Source organism: Curtobacterium sp. AC272 (assembly GCF_979258155.1).
This window is the reverse complement of record NZ_OZ409838.1, coordinates 565,175-587,212: the sequence shown is the minus strand read 5'-3', so window position 1 is coordinate 587,212 and position 22,038 is coordinate 565,175. Positions and strand designations below refer to the sequence as shown.

At 69.7% G+C, this 22,038-nt stretch carries 14 protein-coding genes and 8 pseudogenes; 10 read left to right on the top strand and 12 right to left on the bottom strand.

The features are described 5' to 3' along the window. Positions 1–70: 70 nt before the first annotated feature. Positions 71–1,102 carry an alcohol dehydrogenase catalytic domain-containing protein gene (locus tag ACZZ0J_RS02990; protein WP_463434734.1) on the bottom strand — a complete coding sequence of 344 codons (1,032 nt, stop codon included), beginning with the start codon at positions 1,100–1,102 and terminating at the stop codon, positions 71–73. Positions 1,103–1,193: 91 nt separating this feature from the next. Here ACZZ0J_RS02990 and ACZZ0J_RS02985 point away from each other — a divergent pair, with 91 nt between their 5' ends. Continuing rightward, the gene (locus ACZZ0J_RS02985) at positions 1,194–1,643 is read left to right on the top strand and encodes a GNAT family N-acetyltransferase (RefSeq protein ID WP_463434732.1); all 450 of its coding nucleotides are present in this window, start codon (positions 1,194–1,196) and stop codon (positions 1,641–1,643) included. A gap of 16 nt (positions 1,644–1,659) precedes the next feature. On the opposite strand, the pseudogene ACZZ0J_RS02980 reads toward ACZZ0J_RS02985, so the two are convergent. Then, positions 1,660–2,338: pseudogene (locus tag ACZZ0J_RS02980) on the bottom strand (SDR family NAD(P)-dependent oxidoreductase). Between the two features lie 102 nt (positions 2,339–2,440). On the opposite strand from ACZZ0J_RS02980, the gene ACZZ0J_RS02975 reads away from it, so the two are divergent. Beyond that, entirely contained in the window at positions 2,441–3,277 is an 837-nt protein-coding gene (locus tag ACZZ0J_RS02975; RefSeq protein ID WP_463434730.1) for a helix-turn-helix domain-containing protein, read from the top strand. A gap of 52 nt (positions 3,278–3,329) precedes the next feature. Here the strand turns inward: ACZZ0J_RS02975 and ACZZ0J_RS02970 are convergent, their stop codons facing one another. The 4 genes and pseudogenes from ACZZ0J_RS02970 to ACZZ0J_RS02955 all read right to left on the bottom strand — a co-directional run. Continuing rightward, the gene (locus tag ACZZ0J_RS02970; protein ID WP_463434727.1) at positions 3,330–4,676 is read right to left on the bottom strand and encodes a DUF1254 domain-containing protein; all 1,347 of its coding nucleotides are present in this window, start codon (positions 4,674–4,676) and stop codon (positions 3,330–3,332) included. A 97-nt stretch (positions 4,677–4,773) separates the two neighbouring features. Then, a pseudogene (locus ACZZ0J_RS02965) lies at positions 4,774–6,682 on the bottom strand (ABC transporter ATP-binding protein). A 31-nt stretch (positions 6,683–6,713) separates the two neighbouring features. Then, positions 6,714–7,532, bottom strand: a complete 819-nt coding sequence (locus ACZZ0J_RS02960; protein WP_463434725.1) for a beta-ketoacyl-[acyl-carrier-protein] synthase family protein — start codon at positions 7,530–7,532, stop codon at positions 6,714–6,716. Between the two features lie 133 nt (positions 7,533–7,665). Continuing rightward, positions 7,666–7,932, bottom strand: a pseudogene (locus tag ACZZ0J_RS02955) (beta-ketoacyl synthase N-terminal-like domain-containing protein); the annotation flags it as partial. Positions 7,933–7,987: 55 nt separating this feature from the next. Between ACZZ0J_RS02955 and ACZZ0J_RS02950 the strand changes: the two are divergent. Continuing rightward, positions 7,988–8,596, top strand: a complete 609-nt coding sequence (locus ACZZ0J_RS02950; protein ID WP_463434723.1) for a TetR/AcrR family transcriptional regulator C-terminal domain-containing protein — start codon at positions 7,988–7,990, stop codon at positions 8,594–8,596. 118 nt (positions 8,597–8,714) lie between these two features. Here the strand turns inward: ACZZ0J_RS02950 and dhaM are convergent, their stop codons facing one another. From dhaM to dhaK, 3 genes and pseudogenes are all read right to left on the bottom strand, one after another. Then, positions 8,715–9,437 carry a dihydroxyacetone kinase phosphoryl donor subunit DhaM gene (dhaM, locus tag ACZZ0J_RS02945; RefSeq protein WP_463434720.1) on the bottom strand — a complete coding sequence of 241 codons (723 nt, stop codon included), beginning with the start codon at positions 9,435–9,437 and terminating at the stop codon, positions 8,715–8,717. After that, a pseudogene (gene dhaL, locus ACZZ0J_RS02940) lies at positions 9,434–10,072 on the bottom strand (dihydroxyacetone kinase subunit DhaL). Before dhaL ends, dhaM begins: the two are co-directional and overlap by 4 nt. 73 nt (positions 10,073–10,145) lie before the next feature. Next, a complete protein-coding gene (gene dhaK, locus ACZZ0J_RS02935) occupies positions 10,146–11,147 on the bottom strand; it encodes a dihydroxyacetone kinase subunit DhaK (protein WP_131846800.1) in 1,002 nt (333 codons plus the stop codon). 318 nt (positions 11,148–11,465) lie between these two features. Between dhaK and ACZZ0J_RS02930 the strand changes: the two genes are divergently transcribed. Then, positions 11,466–12,191 carry an MIP/aquaporin family protein gene (locus tag ACZZ0J_RS02930; RefSeq protein ID WP_123294418.1) on the top strand — a complete coding sequence of 242 codons (726 nt, stop codon included), beginning with the start codon at positions 11,466–11,468 and terminating at the stop codon, positions 12,189–12,191. A 74-nt stretch (positions 12,192–12,265) separates the two neighbouring features. Continuing rightward, positions 12,266–13,777 (top strand): glycerol kinase GlpK, encoded by a 1,512-nt coding sequence (gene glpK, locus ACZZ0J_RS02925; RefSeq protein ID WP_111084025.1) that lies wholly within the window; start codon positions 12,266–12,268, stop codon positions 13,775–13,777. A gap of 99 nt (positions 13,778–13,876) precedes the next feature. Here the strand turns inward: glpK and trpD are convergent. Beyond that, positions 13,877–14,937 (bottom strand): annotated as a pseudogene (gene trpD / locus ACZZ0J_RS02920) (anthranilate phosphoribosyltransferase). Between the two features lie 70 nt (positions 14,938–15,007). On the opposite strand from trpD, the pseudogene ctaE reads away from it, so the two are divergent. The 5 genes and pseudogenes from ctaE to ACZZ0J_RS02895 all read left to right on the top strand — a co-directional run. Then, positions 15,008–15,643, top strand: a pseudogene (gene ctaE / locus ACZZ0J_RS02915) (aa3-type cytochrome oxidase subunit III); the annotation flags it as partial. 24 nt (positions 15,644–15,667) lie between these two features. Further along, complete coding sequence (gene qcrC / locus ACZZ0J_RS02910) at positions 15,668–16,477, top strand: cytochrome bc1 complex diheme cytochrome c subunit (RefSeq protein WP_123294420.1); 810 nt, start codon at positions 15,668–15,670, stop codon at positions 16,475–16,477. A 107-nt stretch (positions 16,478–16,584) separates the two neighbouring features. Further along, positions 16,585–17,573: pseudogene (gene qcrA, locus ACZZ0J_RS02905) on the top strand (cytochrome bc1 complex Rieske iron-sulfur subunit). Beyond that, the gene (gene qcrB / locus ACZZ0J_RS02900) at positions 17,573–19,261 is read left to right on the top strand and encodes a cytochrome bc1 complex cytochrome b subunit (RefSeq protein ID WP_463434716.1); all 1,689 of its coding nucleotides are present in this window, start codon (positions 17,573–17,575) and stop codon (positions 19,259–19,261) included. Before qcrA ends, qcrB begins: the two are co-directional and overlap by 1 nt. Positions 19,262–19,424: 163 nt before the next feature. Beyond that, a pseudogene (locus ACZZ0J_RS02895) lies at positions 19,425–20,300 on the top strand (phosphodiesterase); the annotation flags it as partial. Here the strand turns inward: ACZZ0J_RS02895 and ACZZ0J_RS02890 are convergent. Together ACZZ0J_RS02890 and ACZZ0J_RS02885 are read right to left on the bottom strand one after the other, a co-directional pair. Further along, positions 20,225–20,377 carry a hypothetical protein gene (locus tag ACZZ0J_RS02890; RefSeq protein ID WP_463434714.1) on the bottom strand — a complete coding sequence of 51 codons (153 nt, stop codon included), beginning with the start codon at positions 20,375–20,377 and terminating at the stop codon, positions 20,225–20,227. The pseudogene ACZZ0J_RS02895 and the gene ACZZ0J_RS02890 sit on opposite strands and share 76 nt — an antisense overlap. A gap of 94 nt (positions 20,378–20,471) precedes the next feature. Next, the gene (locus ACZZ0J_RS02885; RefSeq protein WP_463434712.1) at positions 20,472–22,025 is read right to left on the bottom strand and encodes a stealth conserved region 3 domain-containing protein; all 1,554 of its coding nucleotides are present in this window, start codon (positions 22,023–22,025) and stop codon (positions 20,472–20,474) included. Positions 22,026–22,038: the final 13 nt, after the last annotated feature.

Below are 22,038 nucleotides of genomic sequence, written 5' to 3'. Positions count from 1 at the left end.
CAGTTCAGGAGACAGCGCCGAGCAGTTCAGGAGACAGCGCCGAGCAGGTCAGAAGACGGCGACGAGCAGGTCAGAAGACGGCGACGGTCATCCCGGTCGACGTGGCGGGACGGTCCATCGCGACGATCGCGCCGGGCAGCTCCTCGAACCCGATCGTCCGGCCGATCGAGTCGTCCGGATGCAGTCGCCCGGTCACGACGTCGGCGAGCATCGCCGCGTACTCCCCCACGGAGATCCCGTGGCTGCCGAGCAGTTCGAGCTCATCAGCGATGACGCGGCCCATCGGGATCACCGGCTCGGCCTCGTCGTCGAGCAACAGGCCCACCTGCACGTGACGTCCCCGAGGGCGCAGGGAAGCGACCGCTGCGACGGAGGTCGCTCGGCTGCCGAAGGCGTCGATCGAGACGTGCGCGCCGCCGTCGGTGCGAGCGCGGACCGCCGCGACTGCCGCTCCGTCCATCGGCACCGTGACGGCGCCGAGTGCCGCAGCACGTTCGAGCGCCGCCGGCGAGACGTCCACCGCGACCACCTGTGCGCCCGCCGCGACCGCGACGATGATCGTCGACAGGCCGACGCCGCCGCAGCCGAACACGACCACCCACTCCCCTGCTGCGACCCGACCTCGGGCGTGCAGGGCGTGGTACGCCGTCCCGAACCGGCACCCGAGCGCCGCGGCTTCGGCGAAGCCCACGGCGTCCGGCAGCGCGACCACGTTGACGTCGGCGTGCGGGACGACGACCGACTCGGCGTGGGAACCGGGCAGCGTGAACCCGGGTTGCTGCTGGCGCGTGCACACCTGGGTGGCGCCGTCGACGCACTCCGGGCACGTCCCGCAGGCGAACACGAAGGGCGCGGTCACCCGGTCACCGACCGAGACCCGGGTCACCGAGTCCCCGACGGACGTGACGACACCGGCGAACTCGTGCCCGGGGACGTGCGGCAGTGCGACGGAGTCGTCGTGCCCCTTCCAGGCGTGCCAGTCACTGCGGCACACCCCGGTCGCCGCGACCCGGACGACGACACCGTGGTCCGGTGCCACCGGATCAGGGAGGTCGACGATCGACGGGGCGGATCCGAACTGGTCGTACTGGACTGCGCGCATCCCGCCATCGTCCCAGACGGTGGTGCCGAGTTGTCCACAGGCGACGGATTGGCCGTTGCCCGCCGATGGCGACCGCCGGTTCACTGGTCCCATGGACGAACCGACCGCTCTGCACTTCTCCGCCGACCCCGCCGACCTCGACGTCGACCGCGTGCACCGCTGGCTCAGCGAGCAGTCGTACTGGGCACGGGGTCGCAGTCGTGCCACCCAGGACGCGATCATCGCCGGGTCCCGCAACTTCGGCGTCTACGACACGGCGACGGGTGCGCAGCTCGGGTACGCCCGGGTGATCACTGACGGGGTGACGTTCGGCTGGCTGGCCGACGTCTTCGTGGATCCGGACGCTCGTGGCCGTGGTGTCGGCGTCGCCCTCGTGCGGGGCGTGACCGAGGCGATCGAGCCACTCGGGCTGAAGCGGTTCGCCCTGTTCACCGCGGATGCGCACAGACTGTACGAGCGGTTCGGGTTCCGTCCGCTCCCCGACCCGGAAGGCTGGATGATGCGCCCCGGGCCGGGGTTCGGTGCCGACGTGCACGACTGAACCGGACGCCGTGACCTCAGTACTCGATGCGGCCGTCCCGGTTGTGGAACTCGCCCGTGGGCCCGTCCGGCCCGACGGTGGCGAGCGCGACGGTCGCGTCCGTGCCCTCGGTGATCGTCTGGTGCCCGTCGAACCCGTTGAACTCGGTGGCGGTGTACCCGGGGTCGCTGACGTTGACACGGAACCCCGGCAGGTTCTTCGCGTACTGCACGGTCAACGCGATCACCGCGGCCTTCGACGCGGCGTAGGGCACCGCCGGCACCGCGTACTCGTCGTGGCCCGGGGTCGTCAACCACCGGGCGAATCCGACGCCCGAGGCGACGTTCACGATGACGGGGTGGTCGGACGCCCGCAGGAGCGGAGCGCCGCCTGCGTGACCCGGACGATGCCGGTGACGTTGGTGTCGAGCACGGCGGACATGGCCGCGGCGTCGAGGTCGTCGACGCCGAACGACGTCCCGAGGATGCCGGCGTTGTTCACGAGCACGTCGAGGACGGGGATGGTCGCGATCGCGGCGTCGATGCTGTCCTGGTCGGTCACGTCGAGCTGGACGACCTCGGCGCCGAGGGCGCGTGCTTCGTCGCCCGTGGCGGGTCGCGCATGCCGGCGTACACGGTGTGGCCCGCGTCGACCAGGCGGCGGACGGTCTCGAGCCCCAGGCTGCGGTTGGCTCCGGTGATGAGTGTCGTTGTCATGCCCCCACTCTCCGCCCGAGCGGCTGACTCCCCCAGGCACCGTGCGACGGTGGGACCAGCAGTACCAGGACGGACAGGAGGCGCGGGGCCAGGATGGTGGGCATGAGCGAGTTCGCGAGTGTGTTGCGTTCCTGGCGCGACCGCGTCCGTCCCGAAGAGGTCGGCCTGCCGGCCGGGCCCGGCCGACGCACGCCGGGTCTCCGACGCGAGGAACTCGCCGCGCTCGCCGGGGTGAGCGTCGACTACGTCGTCCGCCTCGAGCAGGGCCGCGCGCTGAACCCCTCACCGCAGCTCCTGGGCGCCCTCGCCACGGCGCTCCGGCTCACCGCGGCCGAGCGCGACCACCTGTGCCGGGTCGCGGGCGTCGCTCCCCCGTCGCTCCAGGTCGTCCCGCGGCACATCACCCCCGGGGTGCAGCGGCTCGTCGACCGCCTCGGCGACGTCCCGATCGCGGTGTTCACGGCGACGCACGACATCGTGCTGTGGAACGACCTGTGGGCTGCGTTGAACGGTGACCCGTCCCGGACGGTGGGGATCGAGCGCAACCTGGTGTGGCGCCACTTCATGCACGCGCACGACGGCGTCGAGTGGGACGACGAACACCAGGAGGAGTTCCCGAGCGACCTCGCAGCGGACCTCCGGCAGGCATCCGGCCGCTACCCCGCCGACCGCGACCTGGCCGAGCTCGTCGCGCGGCTGCGGCGGGAGTCGCCCGAGTTCGAACGTCGCTGGGACACCGGTCGCATCGCCGAACACCGGGCGAGCCGCAAGCAGGTGCACACGCCCGTCGGGCCGATCGAGATCGACTGCGACGTGCTGACGGTGCCGGGCGGAGACCTGCGGATCGTCGTCTACACCGCGGTTCCCGGAACCGAGGACGCCGCCAAGCTCGACCTGCTGCGGGTCACCGGCCTCCAGCAGTTCACCGCAGCCCCGTGACCGCGATGGGCGAGCACGACCGCTGACGTCCGGACGGCGGCTGGTCCCCTGGCTAGTGGTCCGAACGAACGACTGCCGGAGCGGTCCACGCTCGGCTCAGGACGGCGTCGTCCGGTTCGTACATCCGGAGGATCGGGCGGAAGTCCCCGGCGGGGCTCGGGAGCCAGTTGGCGTCCGGGTCCGCTGGCCGCTCGTGGCTGATCGTGATCGTGAGTGCGCCGTCCGGGTCGCGGACGATGCCGGGTGTCCGGTCGCCGACCGAGTAGCGGTCGATGGGGTTCGCGACGAGGTAGAAGTCGGGCATGGAGTACATGGTCAGCGACCAGAACCCGCCGACGGGAGGGGTCGGATCGAGACGGAGCGTGTAGGTCCGGGACCCCGTGAGCTGCTCACCCTGGTCGTCGACGTACGTCATGATGTACGCCGCCTCGTACGCGTGGTTGCCCCACAGACCACCGAGTGCCGCTGCGGCGCGTTCGACGATACGGAGTTCCGGATCGGTGATCGTGAATCGGTCGTCGTCGAGCGCACCCACCTCGAAGAAGTCGAGGTTGTAGTCGAAGGCGTGCAGGGTGAGCTTCCAGCCGTTCACCTGCGGGCTCGCACCCGAGGTGAGCGCGTGCTCGAGCGCCGCTCGTCCGGCGTCGAGACCGGCGGCGAGCGTCTCGTGCGCGGTGGTGGGCAGGTCGCGGTACGGGCTGGTCGGCGCGGTGGTGCCGGCGGGAGCCAGCGACCGCTGCAGTTCGCGGTCGCGTGCCGCGGGCGGGAACTGCTGGGACCAGACGCGGAACTGCTCGAGGAAGACCAGGTCCTCGGGAACGGCTGGGTCCGGTTCGGCGAGGCCGATCGGACGGGCAGCGGCGTCCAGCGGCGTCAGCGTCGTCGCGTCCTGGAGCGCGTGCACGGCGGGTAGGTCGTCGTCGCTGCTCACCGCCCAGCGGCCGACGATGGACGCCACCGTCGTCGGGAAGTGGATGACGGTCGTGCCCGACGGTGCGGAGTCGTCCCACGTCGGTGGCACGAGGAGGAACTCCGCGGCCTGGGTGCCGGTCGCACGGTGGCCGACGTAGGCGAAGTTGTCCGTCCACGCGGACACGAACTGCAGCACGTAGTACCGCCCGGCCGTGTCGGGCACGCGCAACCGGACCGGTCCGACACTGAGGTCGATCTGGGCCATCGAGTACAACGTGTCGTTGTTGATGGTGACGAACGTGTCGTCCGGCCCGGCGAGGGTACGGGCGTGTCCGAAGGAGTTCCACGGTGCCGCAGGAACCGCACCGACACCGGTCTCGACGTACCGCGCGACCTGCGCGAGGTTGAACACCAGCGGGAAGCCGTACAGGTACGCCTTCGTCAGGAGTGCTCGGTCGGCATCGCTGCTCACTGCTGTGTCGGTCATGCAGCGATCTCACCGCGGACCGCCGCCAGTGGCTTCACCCCGAACGGGTGAGCAGGCCGCGATGCGACTTCCGGCATCCCCGATCAGAGCTCGTGCCTCACTGCGACGAGCTCGGGCTCAGCGCCTCCTCGTCCGCCGCGACGTCCTTCTGCACCGCGAACTGCGTCCGGTGCAACTCCTCGTACCGTCCGCCGACGGCCAGCAGTTCCTCGTGGGTCCCACGCTCGACGATCGAACCGTCCTCGACCACGAGGATCAGGTCCGCGCTGCGGATGGTCGACAGCCGGTGGGCGATCACCATCGCCGTCCTCCTCGAGCGCCTCGCTGAGCGCAGCCTGCACGGCGGCCTCGGACGTCGAGTCCAGCGCGGCGGTGGCCTCGTCGAGGATGACGACGCGCGGCTGGGCGAGCAGGAGCCTGGCGATGGTCATCCGCTGGCGCTCGCCGCCGGACAGCCGGTAGCCGCGCTCCCCGACCATGGTGTCCAGCTGGTCCGGCAGGGAGCGGATGAGCGGTTCGAGCCGTGCGCGCCGGACGGCGTCCCACACCTCGTCCTCGGTCGCCTCGGGCCGTGCGAGGCGCAGGTTGGAGCGGATGGTCTCGTGGAACAGGTGGCCGTCCTGCGTCACCATCCCCATGGTGTGCCGCATGGAGGCGAACGTGACGTCGCGGACGTCCGACCCGGCGAGTCGTACGGCGCCGCTGTCGACGTCGTACAGGCGGGAGAGCAGCTGCGCGATCGTGGACTTGCCGGCCCCGGAGGTGCCGACGAGCGCGACGGTCTGCCCCGGCTCGATCCGGAATGAGACGCCGTGCAACACCTCGTCACCGCCGCGGGTGTCCAGCGTGGAGACCTCCTCGAGCGAGGCGAGGGACACCTTGTCCGCAGCGGGGTACGCGAAGCGGACGTCGTCGAACTCGACCGCCACCGGGCCGTCGGGGACGGTGCCGGCGTCGGGCTTCTCCTGGATGAGCGGTTCGAGGTCGAGTACCTCGAAGACGCGCTCGAAGCTGACCACCGCGCTCATGATCTCCACCCGAGCGTTCGCGAGGCTGGTCAGCGGCGCGTACAGGCGGGTGAGCAGGAGGGCCAGCGTCACCACGTCGCCCGTGTTCAGCTGGCCACCGAGTGCGAGGGTGCCGCCGACCCCGTAGACGAGGGCGAGGGCGAGGGCGGAGACCAGGGTGAGGGCGGTCACGAAGACGAACTGCAGCAGGGCACTCCGCACCCCGATGTCGCGGACCCGGGCGGCGCGGACGCGGAACTCCTCCGCTTCCTCGTCGGGCCGGCCGAACAGCTTCACGAGGGTGGCGCCGGGCGCGGAGAAGCGCTCGGTCATCTGCGTGCTCATCGCGGCGTTGTGGTCGGCGGCCTCGCGACGCAGTGCGGCGAGGCGGCTGCCCATGCGCCGCGCGGGGACGAGGAAGATCGGGAGCATGACGATCGCCAGGACCGTCACGAGCCAGGACGTGCTGAGCATGACGGTCAGGGTGAGGATCAGCGCCACGAGGTTCGTGACCACGCCGGACAGCGTGCCGCTGAAGGCCTGCTGCGCGCCGATCACGTCGTTGTTGAGGCGGCTGACGAGGGCACCGGTCCGTGTGCGGGTGAAGAAGGCGATCGGCATCTTCTGCACGTGGTTGAAGACGGCGGTCCGGAGGTCCAGGATCACGCCTTCGCCGATGCGTGCCGAGAACCAGCGCGTGGCGAGCGACACGCCTGCGTCGCCCACGGCGACCAGGGCGATGACGACCGCGAGCCAGGTGATCGTGCTGAGCGCGCCCCGGGCGACGATGACGTCGACCACCCGGCCGGCGAGCACCGGTGTCGCGACCGCGAGGACGGCGCCCACGACGGAGAGGACGATGAAGACCACCAGCTTGGCCCGGTAGGGCACTGCGAACGTCATGATCCGCCGCACCGACTCGCGCGAGATGCCGTGCTTGCCGTCCTTGGCGGTCGAGATCTTGTACAGCGAGCTCCAGGCCACGCCTTCCATGCTCATGGCAGTCAGGATACGTCGGTCCCCGTGCCCCTCAGACCGCGGTGAACACCAACGAGGCGTTCTGTCCGCCGAACCCGAACGAGTTGTTCAGCGCCGCACGCATGGTCGCGGTCCGAGCCGTCCCCGCCACCACGTCCAGGTCGATCGCCGGGTCCTGGTGCTGCAGGTTCAGCGTCGGCGGCACGACCCCGGTCTCGAGTGCCCGGACCGTCAGGATCGCCTCGACTGCTCCCGCCGCACCGAACATGTGCCCGATGGCGCTCTTCGGCGCGGTGACGAGCGCACCGGTCCCGACCGCACGACCGATCGCCGCTGCCTCACCGACGTCCCCGACCGGGGTCCCGGTCGCGTGCGCGTTGACGTGGTCGACGTCCGCACCGGTGAGCCCGGCCATCCGGATCGCCGCCGTCATCGCGCGCTCCTGCTCGCTGCCGTCCCCGAGCGGGGCGGTGATGTGGAACGCGTCCGACGTGATCCCCCACCCGGCGAGCGTGCCGTGCGACCGCTGTGCGCGTGCGGCGGCGTGCGAGGACCGTTCCAGCACGACGAACCCGGCGCCCTCGCCGAGCACGAACCCGCGGCGGTCGGCGTCGAACGGTCGCGACAACGTGGTGGGGTCGTCACCGTCGGGCTTCGCGAGGGCCTGGGACTGTGCGAACGAGGCCATGGTGACCGGGGTGACCGCTGCTTCGGTGCCGCCCGCGATGACGACGTCGGCCTCCCCCGTGACGATGAGCCGCGCGGCCGTCGCGATCGCCTCGGCACCGGACGCGCACGCCGAAACGGTCGTGTACGCACCGGCGCGGGCGCCGTACTCGATGCTGATCTGCGCCGCGGCTCCGTTGGCCATGAGCATCGGGACGGTCCGGGGCGACACCCGACGCGCGCCCGACGCGCCGAGCACGTCGTGTGCATCGAGCAGCGTCTCCACTCTCGATGCCGGTCCCGACGACGACGGCCAGGCGGTCGCCGTCCACCGCGGGCGCGCCGGCGTCGGCCCAGGCTTCGCCGGCGGCGACGAGCGCGAGCTGCTGGCTGCGGTCGAGTCGGTTCGCCCGGACGCGACCGAGTGCGGACTCGGCGTCGAGCGCTGCGTCGGCACCGACCATGATCGGCACCCGTTCCCAGAACTGCCCGTCGCGGTGCAGCTCGTGCACGCCGGAGCGTCCGGCGACCAGGGCGTCCCACAGCGGCGCGACACCGTGGCCGAACGGCGAGACGGCGCCGTAGCCGGTGACGGAGATGTCCACGAGTGCTCCTTCTTGTACGTTGAACAAGTGGAGTTGTACCACGTACAATTCAGAGATGGCAACCACCGACGGCACCGGGACGACCCGCGGCGCAGCGACCCGGGCGAGGATCCTCGCCGCGACCGCCGGACTCCTCAGCGCAGGGGCAGCCGGTGACGCGGGCGGAGCGAGCACCGCACGCCACGCCGTCACCGTCAGCGAGATCGCCCGTACGGCCGGGGTCTACCCGAACCAGATCACGCACCACTACGGCTCGAAGGACCGCCTCGTCCTCGACGCCGCCTTCGCGCTCTTCCTCCGCGACACCACGCGCCTGCAGGCCGCCGGTCGGCGCGCCGGATCCGCCGACGCGTTCCGTCAGGTGCTCGCACGCACCGCGCTCGCCATGCCGTCGACACTGCTCGTCGTGCGCGCGCTGGCCGCCGCCGGTGACGACGACGCCCAGCGGGAGCGCGTGCGACTCCTGCTCGCAGTCCTGTTCCGGCAGTCGGAGCGCTACCTCGAGCGCGTCGTCGCCGAGCACGGCTGGTCGAGTCCGAGCGGTGTCGGACGTGATGCCCGGACGTTCTGGAGCGCGGTGTTCGGCGCCACGCTCCTCGCGGATGCGGGCGTCACCGGCGGCCCGTCGGACCTCGACCTGGCCGGCACGGTGTCCATCCGCTGACGCCGAGACTCGGCCCGGGCGGGCCGAGTCTCGGCCCAGGCGACCGTTCTCGCGCTCAGCACGGCGAGGACTGTCGCCTCACGCGAGACTCGGCTGCGAAGCTGAGCGGCCGCGACGCCTACTCGCCGAAGCCGCTCCGCACCAGCTCCACCAGCGCGTCGACCGCGACCTGCGCATCGGCGCCGCTCGCCTCGATCGACACGGTGGTGCCCTTCGGCAGCGCCAATGCCATGATCGCCAGCAGGCTCTTCGCGTCCACACCGTTCACGCGCACCGCTGCGTCGTACTTGGCTGCCGTCTTCACGAACTCCGCCGCGGGGCGGGCGTGCAGGCCGGTCTCGTTCACCAGTTCGACGCTCGCGGACGCGGCCACGTCGTCGACGCTGGCCGCCCCGTCACCCGGCCCCGGGCCTCCCGGCTGGTCACCGGGCGGACGGGAGGCAGTGCTCGCGTCGTCCGCGGACCCTGCGGCGGACGCCGCAGCAGCGAGCACTGCCTCGGCGTCACCACCCGTCTGGGCCGCGACGGCCGCGGCGACCGCGCCCTCGACGAGGGGAGCCTGCGAGACGTGCACGCGTGCGCGGACGTCGTCGTCGAGGAAGTCGAGCGCCGTGTCGGTGGTCAGGTAGGCCGAACCGAGGTCGCACAGGACGACGACGGCGTCGGCGTCGGCCAGCTCCTCGATGCCGGCGGTGATCGCCTCGAACGACGTGCCGATGCCGCCGTCGTCGGTTCCGCCGGCCGCGACGAGCGGTACGTCGGCCGCCATCTGGCGGGCGAGCTCGACGGTGCCGGAGGCGATCGCGGCGCTGTGCGAGACGATCAGGATGCCGACGGTCACGCGGCGGCGCCCGTCGTCGCGTCCACCGCGGCGCGCAGGATGTACGCCGTCGACTGCGCACCCGGGTCGCGGTGCCCGACGGCGCGTTCGCCGAGGTAGCTCGCACGACCCTTGTGGGCGACGAGCGGTTCGGTGGACTCGGCGCCCGAGGCGGCGGCGTCGGCCGCGGCGGCGAGCACCGCTGCCGGGTCGTCACCGGCTGCGGCGGCTGCGGTGGCGGCGTCGACCGCGGGGTCCAGGCGTCCACCATCGTCTTGTCGCCGACGGCGGCCTTGCCGCGCGAGACCACGCCGTCCCGGGCAGCGGCGAGCACGGCGACGAGCGTGTCGGCGTCGAGCTCGGACGCGTCGCCGGAGGCCTGGGCTGCCTTCAGGTACGCGGTGCCGAACAGCGGACCAGCGGCGCCGCCGACGGTCGATATGAGCTTCGTCGCGACCGTCTTGAGCACGGCGCCGGGTGTCGAACGAGCCGCCGTCGACGGCCTCGAGCACGGCGCGGAAACCGCGGTCGAGGTTCTCGCCGTGGTCTCCGTCACCGATCTCGCGATCGAGCGTGACGAGCTCGGCCCGGTGTTCGTCGATCGTCGCAGCCGTGCGACGGACCCAGTCGATGGCCCATGCGGTGTCGAGCGCCAATGCGGTTCCTTCGTGTGTCCGGCCCGGTGGGCTCGGTGTCGTGGTCGGTGGTCGAGCGGTCGATGTCGGCCGTTCAGCGGCCCCAGCGCAGTGCCGGGGTCTCCACCGGTGCGTCCCAGAGTGCCGTGAGTTCCTCGTCGAGCACCGTGACGGTGAGCGAGAACCCCTGCATCTCGAGGGACGTGACGTAGTCGCCGACCAAACTACGCGTGACGTCGTACCCGCGGTCCGTCAGCACCTCGGCGGCGCGCCGGTAGGCGATGTACAGCTCGGACAGCGGGGTGCCGCCCATGCCGTTGACGAGCAGGAGCAGCTTCGAGCCGGCCGGAGCGTCGAGGTCGGTCAGGATGGGTTCGAGCACACGGTCGACGAGCTGGTCGGCCGGTGCCATCGGGATGCGCTCGCGCCCGGGTTCGCCGTGGATGCCGATGCCGAGTTCGACCTCGTCGTCGGCGAGCGTGAAGGACGGCTCCCCCGCGTGCGGCACGGTGCCGGACGCCAGGGCCAGGCCCATCGACCGCGTGACGTCGTTGACGTGGCGGGCGACTGCGGCGACGGCGTCGAGGTCGTCGCCGCGCTCGGCCGCGGCACCGGCGCACTTCTCGACGACGACGGTGCCGGCCACGCCGCGGCGACCGGCGGTGTAGAGCGAGTCCTGCACAGCGACGTCGTCGTCGACCACGACGGCCTCGACGCGGATGTCGTCCATCTCGGCGAGCTCGGCGGCGGTCTCGAAGTTCAGGACGTCGCCGGTGTAGTTCTTCACGATGTGCAGGACGCCCGCGCCGCCGTCGACGGCCTTGGTGGCGGCGACGATCGGGTCGGGGGTCGGACTCGTGAACACGGGGCCCGGGACGGCGGCGTCGAGCATGCCGTACCCGACGAAGCCCGCGTGCAGCGGCTCGTGTCCGCTGCCACCGCCGCTGACGATGCCGACCTTGCCGGCGACGGGGGCGTCGGCGCGGTGCAGGTGGATCGGGTCCTCGACCAGGACGACGTGTCCGGCGTGTGCCCGGGCGAATCCCCGGACGGTCTCGTCGACCACGGCCTGCGGGTCGTTGATGAGCTTCTTCATGCGCGTGCCTCCACGGGTACGGGGCCGAGCCGAGGCGAACTGCACACCGCCGTCGTCGACCGGAGTGGGCCCAATCTACATCCGACACCCGGGCGCTCGTTCGTTCGCACTGCACGTTCGTGCAGTGCGACGGGGACGCGTCACCGGCTCGCGATCTCCCACAGCGCACGCCGCTTGCACGTTCGTGCACGATCCCGGACTTCCCTCAGGAATTCATCGCCGCGTCGTTCGCCTCGTCACTAGGCTCGGCCTCAATCACTCAACGGGGAGTGCGGCGCAGCACCACCGGACCCCCACCTCACGCACTGGAGGTCACCGATGGACGACATCGGCGTCAAGTTCCTGTCCGAGCTCGTCGGTACAGCGATGCTCATCATCCTGGGTGGCGGTGTCGTCGCCGCCGTCTCCCTCACGAAGTCGAAGGGCTTCGGGGCCGGCTTCCTCATGGTCACGATCGGTTGGGGCTTCGCGGTCTTCGCCGGCGTCCTCGTGTCCTACAAGTCGGGCGGCCAGCTCAACCCGGCCGTCAGCCTCGCCCAGGCCATCCTCGGCAACATCAGTGTCGGCACGATGCTCATCTACTGGCTCGCGCAGATGATCGGCGCGGTCATCGGTGCCGTCATCGTCTGGCTCGCCTACAAGCAGCACTTCGACGAGGAGCCCGACGCCGCTGCGAAGCTCGGCGTCTTCTCCACCGGCCCCGCGATCCGGTCGTACGGCTGGAACGTCGTGACCGAGATCATCGGCACCTTCGTGCTCGTCTTCGTCATCCTCGCGATGACGAACGGCAAGGCACCTGCCGAACTCGGCGCCGTCCCCGTCGCCTTCCTCGTGATCGCGATCGGTGTCAGCCTCGGCGGCCCGACCGGCTACGCCATCAACCCGGCCCGTGACCTCGGCCCGCGCATCGCGCACGCCTTCCTGCCCATCAAGGGCAAGGGGTCGAGCGACTGGTCGTACGCCTGGGTGCCGGTCGTCGGACCGCTCGTCGGCGGTGCACTCGCCGCCGTGCTGTCGCTCGCGCTGCTGCCCGTCGTCAGCTGAACCAACCCAACCCCGGGGTGAGCGGCCCGCGATCGCGTGCCGCTCACCGCACCGAACACCCGTAAGGAGCACCAATGGCCGACTACATCGTCGCCATCGACCAGGGCACGACCTCCACGCGAGCGATCGTCTTCGATCACTCCGGCTCGATCATCTCGACCGGGCAGAAGGAACACGAGCAGATCTTCCCGCGCGCCGGGTGGGTCGAGCACGACCCCGCCGAGATCTGGGACAACACCCGCGAGGTGATCGGTCAGGCACTGTCGCGTGCCGACATCACGCGTCACGACGTCGCTGCCGTGGGCATCACGAACCAGCGCGAGACCGCCGTCGTCTGGGACAAGACCACCGGCAAGCCGATCTACAACGCGATCGTCTGGCAGGACACCCGCACGCAGTCGATCGTCGACAAGCTCGCCGACGGAGACACCGACCGCTACAAGGCCATCGTCGGCCTCCCGCTCGCCACCTACTTCGCCGGCACCAAGATCATGTGGATCCTCGAGAACGTCGAGGGTGCGCGTGAGAAGGCCGAGGCCGGGGACCTGCTCTTCGGCACCACCGACACCTGGGTCCTCTGGAACCTGACCGGTGGCGTCGACGGCGGCGTCCACAAGACCGACGTCACGAACGCGTCCCGCACGCTGTTCATGGACCTCGAGACGCTCCAGTGGCGCGACGACATCCTCGCCGACTTCGGTGTGCCGAAGTCGATGCTCCCCGAGATCGTCAGCTCCTCTGAGGTCTACGGCCACGTCGAGTCGTCCAACCTGCTCCGCGAGGTCCCGATCGCGGGCATCCTCGGCGACCAGCAGGCCGCGACCTTCGGTCAGGCGGCGTTCGACCAGGGCGAGTCGAAGAACACCTACGGCACCGGCAACTTCCTCATCTTCAACACCGGTACCGAGATCGTCCGCTCCGAGAACGGCCTGCTCACCACCGTCGGCTACAAGCTCGGCGACCAGGAGACGCACTACGCACTCGAGGGCTCGATCGCCGTCACGGGCTCGCTCATCCAGTGGCTCCGCGACAACCTCGGTCTCATCGGCAGCGCCCCGGAGGTCGAGGCGCTGGCCAAGACCGTCGAGGACAACGGTGGCGTGTACTTCGTGCCGGCGTTCTCCGGGCTCTTCGCGCCGTACTGGCGTCCGGACGCCCGCGGTGCCATCGTCGGCCTGACCCGTTACGTCAACAAGGGCCACATCGCGCGTGCCGCCCTGGAGGCGACGGCACTGCAGACCCGCGAGGTCCTCGACGCGGTGAACGCCGACTCGGGCGTGGACCTGACCGAGCTCAAGGTCGACGGCGGCATGACCGCCAACAACGAGCTCATGCAGTTCCAGGCCGACATCCTCAACGTGCCGGTGGTGCGTCCGGTCGTCGCCGAGACCACGGCGCTCGGCGCGGCCTACGCGGCCGGTCTCGCGGTGGGCTTCTGGGCCAACCTCGACGAACTCCGTGCCAACTGGCAGGAGGACAAGCGCTGGGAGCCGCAGCTCGACGCCGCGGAGCGCGAGCGCACGCTCCGTCTCTGGAAGAAGGCCGTCACGAAGACCTTCGACTGGGTCGACGAGGACGTCCAGTAGCGACGCACGCGCACGCTGACCGCGTGCACTGAACGCATCGACGGGAGGCCCGGTGCCGGTTCACGAAACCGGCACCGGGCCTCCCGTCGGTTGCGTCTCCTACGCGTCGGTCGCGGTCGGGACCGCGATCCAGTCCGCCAGCTTGCGGGTGCCGGCGCCGGAGTCGATCGCCTCGGCCGCGACCGCGAGCTGCTCGCGGAAGCGCTGCAGGATCGGTCGGTCGGACTCGGCCGGGTCCTGCGCCAGACGGAAGGACACCAGGCCGGCTGCGGCGTTGAGGAGCACGATGTCGCGCACCGGGCCGGTCTCCCCGACAGCACGCGGTGCACGACGGCGGCGTTGTGCTCGGGATCGCCACCGAGGAGGTCTTCCGTGCGTGCACGTGCGATGCCGAGGTCGCGCGGGTCGAGGTCGTGCTCGATGATGCGCCCGCCGGTGACCTCCCAGATGTGGCTGTGGCCGGTGGTGGTGAGCTCGTCGAGGCCGTCGTCCCCGCGGAACACCAGGGCGGTCGCGCCGCGGGTCTGGAACACGCCCGTGATGATCCGCACGAGTTCGAGCTGCGCGACGCCGACGGCGTTCGCTTCGCACCGTGCGGGGTTGACGAGCGGCCCGAGGAAGTTGAACACCGTGGGCACACCGATCTCGCGGCGGACCGGCCCGGCGTGGGCGAAGCCCGGGTGAAACGCGTTGGCGAACGCGAAAGTCAGTCCGACACGCCGGAAGGTGTCCGCGACACGCGCGGCGTCCATCGTGAGATCGAGCCCGAGTGCGGCGAGCACGTCGCTCGAACCCGACTTTGACGAGCTCGCCTTGTTGCCGTGCTTCACGACGGGCACCCCGGCGGCGGCGATGACGATCGCCGCCATGGTCGAGACGTTCACGGTGCCGACGACGTCCCCACCCGTCCCGACGATGTCCAACGCCATCGGGTCGACGTCCAGCGGAACGGCGGCGTCGAGGATCGCGTCGCGGAACCCGACGACCTCGTCGACCGTCTCGCCCTTCGCACGGAGCGTCACGGCGAACGCGGCGATCTGTGCCTGGGTGGCGCGCCCGTGCACGATCTCCTCCATGGCCCATGTGGATTGCCTGATCGTCAGGTCCTCGCGCGCCATGAGCGCGCTGATCACTGCAGGCCAAGAGAGTGCGTCAGGCATGGCTCGATCGTAGTGAATTCGAGAGACCCGCCAGTCTCCTGCGAAAACACTGTCTGGGGTTTCGGCCATAATGGAGGACGTGACTAGCACCCCTCTCTCCAGATCCGCCAGCGGTCCGGCCCTGAACAGGCCGAACGCCGTTGCCGTGGGGACGATCGTGTGGCTGGGCAGCGAGGTCATGTTCTTCGCCGGCCTGTTCGCGATCTACTTCACGCTGCGCAGCACGTCCCCCGAGCTGTGGGCGGCCGAAACCTCCAAGCTCGAGGTGCCCTTCGCCTCGGTGAACACGATCATCCTGGTGCTGTCCAGCTTCGCGTGCCAGTTCGCCGTGTTCGCTGCAGAGCGCTTCCAGGTGCACCGCACGAGCTGGAACCCGCGCCACTGGGGCATGACGGAGTGGTTCTTCGTCACCTACGCGATGGGCGCGATCTTCGTCTGCGGCCAGATCTTCGAGTACGCCAACCTCTGGCACGAGGGCGTCACGCTCTCCTCCAGCGCCTACGGCTCGGCCTTCTACATGACGACCGGGTTCCACGGCCTCCACGTCACGGGTGGCCTCATCGCCTTCCTGCTGACGCTCGGCCGCGGCTTCGCCGCGAAGAACTTCGGTCACAAGGAAGCGACCACCGCCATCGTCGTGTCGTACTACTGGCACTTCGTCGACGTCGTGTGGATCTTCCTCTTCGCCGTCATCTACCTTCTCAAGCAGGAACTGGACACCCCCGAGCACATGTTCAACAGAACCAAGACCAAGAAGGGCCGCCGTTCACCGATGGCGACCGTCTCGCTCATCGTCGTGGGCCTCATGACCACCGGCGGTGCGTACGCGCTCTTCAGCTCCACGGCCAACGCCGACGACAGCACGAGCACCGTCGCGGCGACCAGCCAGTCGAAGGTGAACGAGGGCCAGAAGCTCTTCGCCTCGAACTGCGCGACCTGCCACGGCCTCTCCGCCCAGGGCACGAGCGAGGGTCCGTCCCTCATCGGTGTCGGCGCCGCCTCGGTCGACTTCCAGGTCGGCACCGGCCGCATGCCGATGGCCGCCCAGGGTCCGCAGGCCGAAGAGAAGCCCGCGCAGTTCACCGACGAGCAGGTCGACGCCCTCGCCGAGTACGTCGCCTCGCTGGGCCCCGGCCCGGCCGTCCCGTCCACCGAACTCACCAACGGTGAGGACGGCGACGCGGCCGAGGGTGCCGAGCTCTTCCGCATCAACTGCGCCATGTGCCACAACGTGGCCGGCGCCGGCGGTGCCCTGACCGAGGGCAAGTACGCCCCGAACCTGTCGACGGTCTCCGGCAAGCACATCTACGAGGCGATGCAGACCGGCCCGCAGAACATGCCGGTCTTCAACGACCTGAACCTCACGCCGGAGCAGAAGGCCGACATCATCACGTACCTCAAGTACGTGCAGGACAACAAGTCGCCCGGCGGGTTCGCACTCGGCTCCCTGGGCCCGGTGGCCGAGGGCCTGTTCATCTGGATCTTCGGACTCGGCGCGGTCGTCGCGATGACCGTCTGGCTGACCGCGAAGTCCAACTGATCGTCCGTGTCGAACGACACTGAAGGGAACACCATGGCAGAGCACGACGACGAGACGCTGAACTCGTCCTCGGCTGTCGAGAAGCACGGCACGACCACCTCCCCGGGATCGCGGTGCTGCCCGCCGACCCGTTCGAGAACCCGGGTGAGCCGCCGCACCGCGCGCGGCGCACCGACGTCGACCCGAAGAAGCAGCGCCTGGCCGAGCGTCAGGTCGCGACCTTCTTCTACCTCTCGATCGTCGGCAGCGTCCTCTCGATCGCGGCCTACGTCGCGTTCCCGATCGACTCGAACGACTTCGGGACGGTCCGCACCGCGAACCTCTTCCTCGGCCTCTCGATCGCCCTCGCGCTCATCGCGCTGGGCCTCGGTGCGGTCTACTGGTCGAAGTCGCTCGTCGTCGACCGCGAGATCACCGAGCTCCGCCACGGCACCCGCGGCACGGACGCGACGCGCGCCAAGGCCGTCGAGGCCTTCCAGCTGGCCGACAAGGAGTCCGGCTTCAGCCGTCGCAAGCTGATCCGCAACTCGATGATCGGTGCGCTGGCCGCGTTCCCGCTGCCGGGCATCGTGCTGGTCCGCGACCTCGCTCCGGCCGAGGACCCGAACGAGCTCCTGCGCCACACCTTCTGGAAGCAGGGCCTTCGCCTGACGAAGGACCCGACGGGTCTGCCGATCAAGGCCTCGGACGTGACCATCGGCTCGGTGTTCCACGTCATCCCGGACGGCATGCTCGACTCCGAGCACATGCTCGAGGAGAAGGCCAAGGCCTCCGTCCTCCTCATGCGTCTCGACCCGAAGGACCTCAACCCGTCCAAGGGCCACGAGAACTGGGGTTACGACGGCATCGTCGCGTACTCCAAGATCTGCACCCACGTCGGATGCCCGGTCGCGCTCTACGAGCAGCAGACGCACCACCTGCTGTGCCCGTGCCACCAGTCCACCTTCGATGTCTCGAACAACTGCGAGGTCATCTTCGGTCCGGCCGCACGCCCCTCCCCCAACTTCCGATCGCGATCGACGACGACGGCTACCTGGTTGCCCAGAGCGACTTCCACGAGCCGGTCGGACCGTCCTTCTGGGAGCGTGAACGCTGATGACCAGCACCCCCACCACCACGGCACCGAGCAGCACGGCCAACAAGCCGGCTCCGGAGCGCGGATCCCGCATCATCGGCGGGGTCGCCAACTACATCGACGAGCGCACCAGCATCTCGGGGCTCGTCAAGGAAGTCGGCCGGAAGATCTTCCCGGACCACTGGAGCTTCATGCTCGGCGAGGTGGCGCTGTACAGCTTCGTCGTCGTCCTGCTCTCCGGCACGTTCCTGACGTTCTTCTTCCAGGCATCGATGGCCGAGGTCGTCTACAACGGCTCGTACGTCCCACTCAAGGGCGTCGAGATGTCGACGGCGCTCCAGTCCACGCTGGACATCTCGTTCGACATCCGCGGTGGGCTCTTCGTCCGCCAGGTCCACCACTGGGCAGCCCTGCTGTTCGTGGCGTCGATCATGCTGCACATGGCCCGCGTGTTCTTCACCGGCGCGTTCCGCAAGCCGCGTGAGCTCAACTGGGTCTTCGGCTTCCTGCTCTGGGTCCTCGCCATGGGCGAGGGCTTCACCGGCTACTCGCTCCCCGACGACCTGCTCTCCGGAAACGGTCTGCGGATCATCGTCGGCATGATCGAGGGTGTCCCGGTGATCGGCGTCTGGATCGCCTACCTGCTCTTCGGTGGCGAGTTCCCGGGCACCGACATCGTCGGGCGCCTCTACACGCTGCACATCCTGCTGCTGCCGGCGATCCTCGTCGCGGTCCTCGGTGTCCACCTCGTGCTCGTCGTGATCAACAAGCACACCCAGTTCGCCGGCCTGGGCAAGACCAACGACAACGTCGTCGGTGTCCCGATCCTCCCGGCGTTCGCCGCCAAGGCCGGTGGGTTCTTCTTCATCGTCGCGGGCATCATCGCCCTCATCGCGTCGATGTTCACGATCAACCCGATCTGGAACTACGGCCCGTACGACCCCTCGCCGGTCTCCGCCGGTACCCAGCCCGACTGGTACATCGGCTTCGCCGACGGCGCACTGCGTCTGGTGCCGCCGCACTGGGAGGTCGTGTGGTTCGGCTACACGGTGTCGTTCAACATCCTGGCGCCCATCGCGGTCCTGGTGCTGCTCATCCTCGCGATCCTGCTGTACCCGTTCCTCGAGTCGTGGATCACCGGCGACAAGCGCGAGCACCACATCCTGGACCGCCCGCGGAATGCCCCGACCCGCACGGCGATCGGTGCCGCCGGCATCACGCTCTACGCCAGCCTCTGGGCGGCGGCGTCGTCGGACATCATCGCGACCCACTTCCTGGTGTCGATCGAACACGTGATCCACGTGATCCAGGCAACGACGGTCCTCGGCCCGTTCGTTGCCTTCTGGATCACGAAGCGCGTGTGCCTCGCACTCCAGAAGAAGGACCGCGAGATCGTCCTGCACGGCTACGAGTCCGGCCGCATCGTTCGACTCCCCCACGGTGAGTACATCGAGGTGCACGAGCAGCTCGACGAGTACGAGCGCTGGAAGCTGCTGCAGTTCAACGAGTACAAGCCGCTCATGATCCGCCCGAACGCCAAGGGGCAGATCACCGTGGTCCAGAAGGCCCGTGCGAGCGTCTCCCGCTTCTTCTTCGAGGACCGCATCGAGCCGGTCTCGAAGGCCGAGCTCGAGGCAGCGCACGCCGCCCACCACGGCCCGGACCTCGAGGGCAGCCACCAGGCCCCGCAGGTCGAGGAGAAGCACTAAGCACAACGACAGGAACCCCCGCCACCACGTGGCGGGGGTTTCTTCGTGCGATGGGCGAAACGCCGCCCCCAGTTCACGGCTGGTTCACCGACACGTGCTGGACTCGTCCAGGACGGTGTGGCAACGTGTTGCACCACGCATCCGCCAACGGAATGAGACCCCGATGGACAGCCGGACGGCCGAACACCCCAGGCCGAACCACTTCCTCCTCCACCTCAGCGACACCCACCTCGTCTCCGGCGACGGCGATCTGTACGGCGGGGTCGACTCCGCCGCCCGGCTCACCGAGATCGTCGCGGACATCGAAGCATCAGGCACACGGCCCGAGGCGATCGTCGTCACCGGCGACGTGGCCGACAAGGGCGAACCGGGTGCCTACGCCCGCGTCCGCGAGATCGTCGAGCCGGCTGCCCGCCGGATCGGCGCCCAGGTCATCTGGGCGATGGGCAACCACGACGAGCGCGGCGCGTTCCGTCGGGAGCTCTTCGGGTTGCATCCCACCGACCGTCCGGTCGACTTCGTCTACGACGTGAACGGTCTGCGGGTGATCACCCTCGACACGAGCGTCCCGGGCCACCACCACGGCGAGGTCTCCCCCGAGCAGCTCGACTGGCTGGCCGAGGTCCTGTCCGAGGCTGCGCCGCACGGCACGATCCTGGCGATGCACCACCCGCCCGTGCCGAGCGTGCAGGACCTGACCGTGCTCGTCGAGCTCCGCGACCAGCAGGCCCTGGCCGAGGTCGTCGAGGGCAGTGACGTCCTGTCCATCATCGCCGGACACCTGCACTACTCGACGAGCGCGGTCTTCGCGGGCATCCCGGTGTCGGTCGCCAGCGCCACCTGCTACACGCAGGACCTCACCGAGTTCCAGGGCGGCACGCGTGGGCGGGACGGTGCGCAGTCGTTCAACCTGGTGCACGTGTACGGCCACAACGTCGTGCACTCGGTCGTCCCGATCGGGCACTACTCCACGGTCGGCGAACCGGTCTCCGCCGTCGAGACCGAGGCCCGCCTCGCAGCGCACGGGGTCACGATCCCGCCCGCGGTCGAGCCGGCTCCGGTGACCTCGAGCATCCCGGTCTTCACGCTCGACTCGGTGCCGGTCTCCCCGTCCACCGGTAGGTCGCCGCACTTCGTGAGCAGGAATGGTCGGTCCGCAGTGCGGACCCGACCATTTGTGCTCACCATGTGCGGTGGGCGCCGGCGCGTCCTAAGCGCCGGGGTGCTCCCACGGCGCGGGGAACGGGAAGTAGCGCTCGAGGAAGTCGGTCACGCGCTGCGTCCGCTCCTCGTCGCTGACTTCCGGGAAACTGCCGTCGTTCAGGCAGAAGAAGTCCGCGTTCCGCTTCTTGAGCAGCTCGTCGAGCGACCGCAGCCCGGACTGCATCGTGGTGTCGATGTAGCGGACGTCGGCGTTCTCCTGCGTGATCGCCCGACCCGTGAGCAACGAGTAGTAGTGGTAGAGCGAGTTGGTCACCGAGATGTTCTCGGCAGCACGGAAGCGCGACGCCGCCGTGGCACGGAACTCGTCGGCGAACTCGTGCTCCATCTCGGTCATGATCGACGACCGGAGCGGGGTGGGCGCGTGCTCGAGGTGCCTGGTGGTGACCGCACCGAACCGCTGCTGCAACAGGCGCCGGTTGACCCGCGCGGAGTTCTCGAACCCGCTGCGCGCGGCGTTGTTCACACCGAGGCCGATGCGGGTGGTGGCGAGGATGAACTTGGACACCGACCCCGGGCTGAAGAACACCGAGGGGTCGACGGTACGGCCGAAGAACATGTCGTCGTTCGAGTAGATGAAGTGCTCGCTGATGCCCGGGATGTGGTGCAGCTGCGACTCGACGGCCTGCGAGTTGTGCGTCGGCAGGACGGACGGGTCGGCGAAGAACTCCTCGCTGCGCACGATGCGGACCTTGGGGTGGTCGGCGAGCCAGTGCGGGGCGGGTGAGTCGGTGGCGATGTAGATCTGGCGGATCCACGGCGCGAACGTGTGCACCGAGCGGAGTGCGTACTTGAGCTCGTCGATCTGGCGGAACCGTGCGGGGGCGTCGTCGCCCTCGCCCAGGACGGCCGTCGCCTGCGCTGCCTGGCGGGCGCGCTGGTACTCGATGGCGTTGCCGTCGACCCACGAGAAGACGATGTCGATCGGGAACCGGATGTCCGAGACGTGGTCGTCGAACATGTGCTCGACGGTGCGCCAGGTGCGGCCGTAGCGCTCGATGTCGACGAGCACGAACTCGTCGACCGGCAGGCTGCGGCGCATCAGTGCGTTCTCGACGGGCGCGAGCACCTCGGTGTCGGTGAGTCGCCAGAACTCGAGCTGCACGCTCGTCTCGGCGCCGTAGCGCAGACGACCGAGGGGCTCGAGACGCGGACGGAAGACGCGCAGCACCGGCTCGTCGACGGGCCCGAGGCCGTCGTCCTGCACGAGCACGGCCGGCTCGCCGGGCGGCTTCGCGTAGAACGGTTCGTTGACGGCGGCGGCCATGACGGCACTCTCCGCACGCTGCCGGTCGCGCTCGTCGATCGCGATGACCGGACGCTCGTCGTTGCCGCGGATGAGCAGGTGGTCGACGTCCGCCTCGGTCAGCGCGTCGTCCAGGAACAACAGGTCCTCGATCATCGACTGCTGCGGCGTCAGGTGGCCGTTGAGCAGCGTCAGGCGCCCCTTGCGGACGACGACGTCGGGCCGGTCGAGACCGCCGGAGGACGGTCGAGGGGTCAGCAGAGGACTCTCGGTCACCGGCTCGGTCTCGTCGTTCATCCATGCCCTTCGG

What these genes read in the sequence shown, in the direction of transcription:
- ACZZ0J_RS02990 (WP_463434734.1), bottom strand. Translation starts at nt 1,102, where the DNA reads ATGCGCGCAGTCCAGTACGACCAGTTCGGATCCGCCCCGTCGATCGTC.
- ACZZ0J_RS02985 (WP_463434732.1), top strand. Translation starts at nt 1,194, where the DNA reads ATGGACGAACCGACCGCTCTGCACTTCTCCGCCGACCCCGCCGACCTC.
- ACZZ0J_RS02975 (WP_463434730.1), top strand. Translation starts at nt 2,441, where the DNA reads ATGAGCGAGTTCGCGAGTGTGTTGCGTTCCTGGCGCGACCGCGTCCGT.
- ACZZ0J_RS02970 (WP_463434727.1), bottom strand. Translation starts at nt 4,676, where the DNA reads ATGACCGACACAGCAGTGAGCAGCGATGCCGACCGAGCACTCCTGACG.
- ACZZ0J_RS02960 (WP_463434725.1), bottom strand. Translation starts at nt 7,532, where the DNA reads ATGGCCAACGGAGCCGCGGCGCAGATCAGCATCGAGTACGGCGCCCGC.
- ACZZ0J_RS02950 (WP_463434723.1), top strand. Translation starts at nt 7,988, where the DNA reads ATGGCAACCACCGACGGCACCGGGACGACCCGCGGCGCAGCGACCCGG.
- dhaK (WP_131846800.1), bottom strand. Translation starts at nt 11,147, where the DNA reads ATGAAGAAGCTCATCAACGACCCGCAGGCCGTGGTCGACGAGACCGTC.
- ACZZ0J_RS02930 (WP_123294418.1), top strand. Translation starts at nt 11,466, where the DNA reads ATGGACGACATCGGCGTCAAGTTCCTGTCCGAGCTCGTCGGTACAGCG.
- glpK (WP_111084025.1), top strand. Translation starts at nt 12,266, where the DNA reads ATGGCCGACTACATCGTCGCCATCGACCAGGGCACGACCTCCACGCGA.
- qcrC (WP_123294420.1), top strand. Translation starts at nt 15,668, where the DNA reads ATGTTCAACAGAACCAAGACCAAGAAGGGCCGCCGTTCACCGATGGCG.
- qcrB (WP_463434716.1), top strand. Translation starts at nt 17,573, where the DNA reads ATGACCAGCACCCCCACCACCACGGCACCGAGCAGCACGGCCAACAAG.
- ACZZ0J_RS02885 (WP_463434712.1), bottom strand. Translation starts at nt 22,025, where the DNA reads ATGAACGACGAGACCGAGCCGGTGACCGAGAGTCCTCTGCTGACCCCT.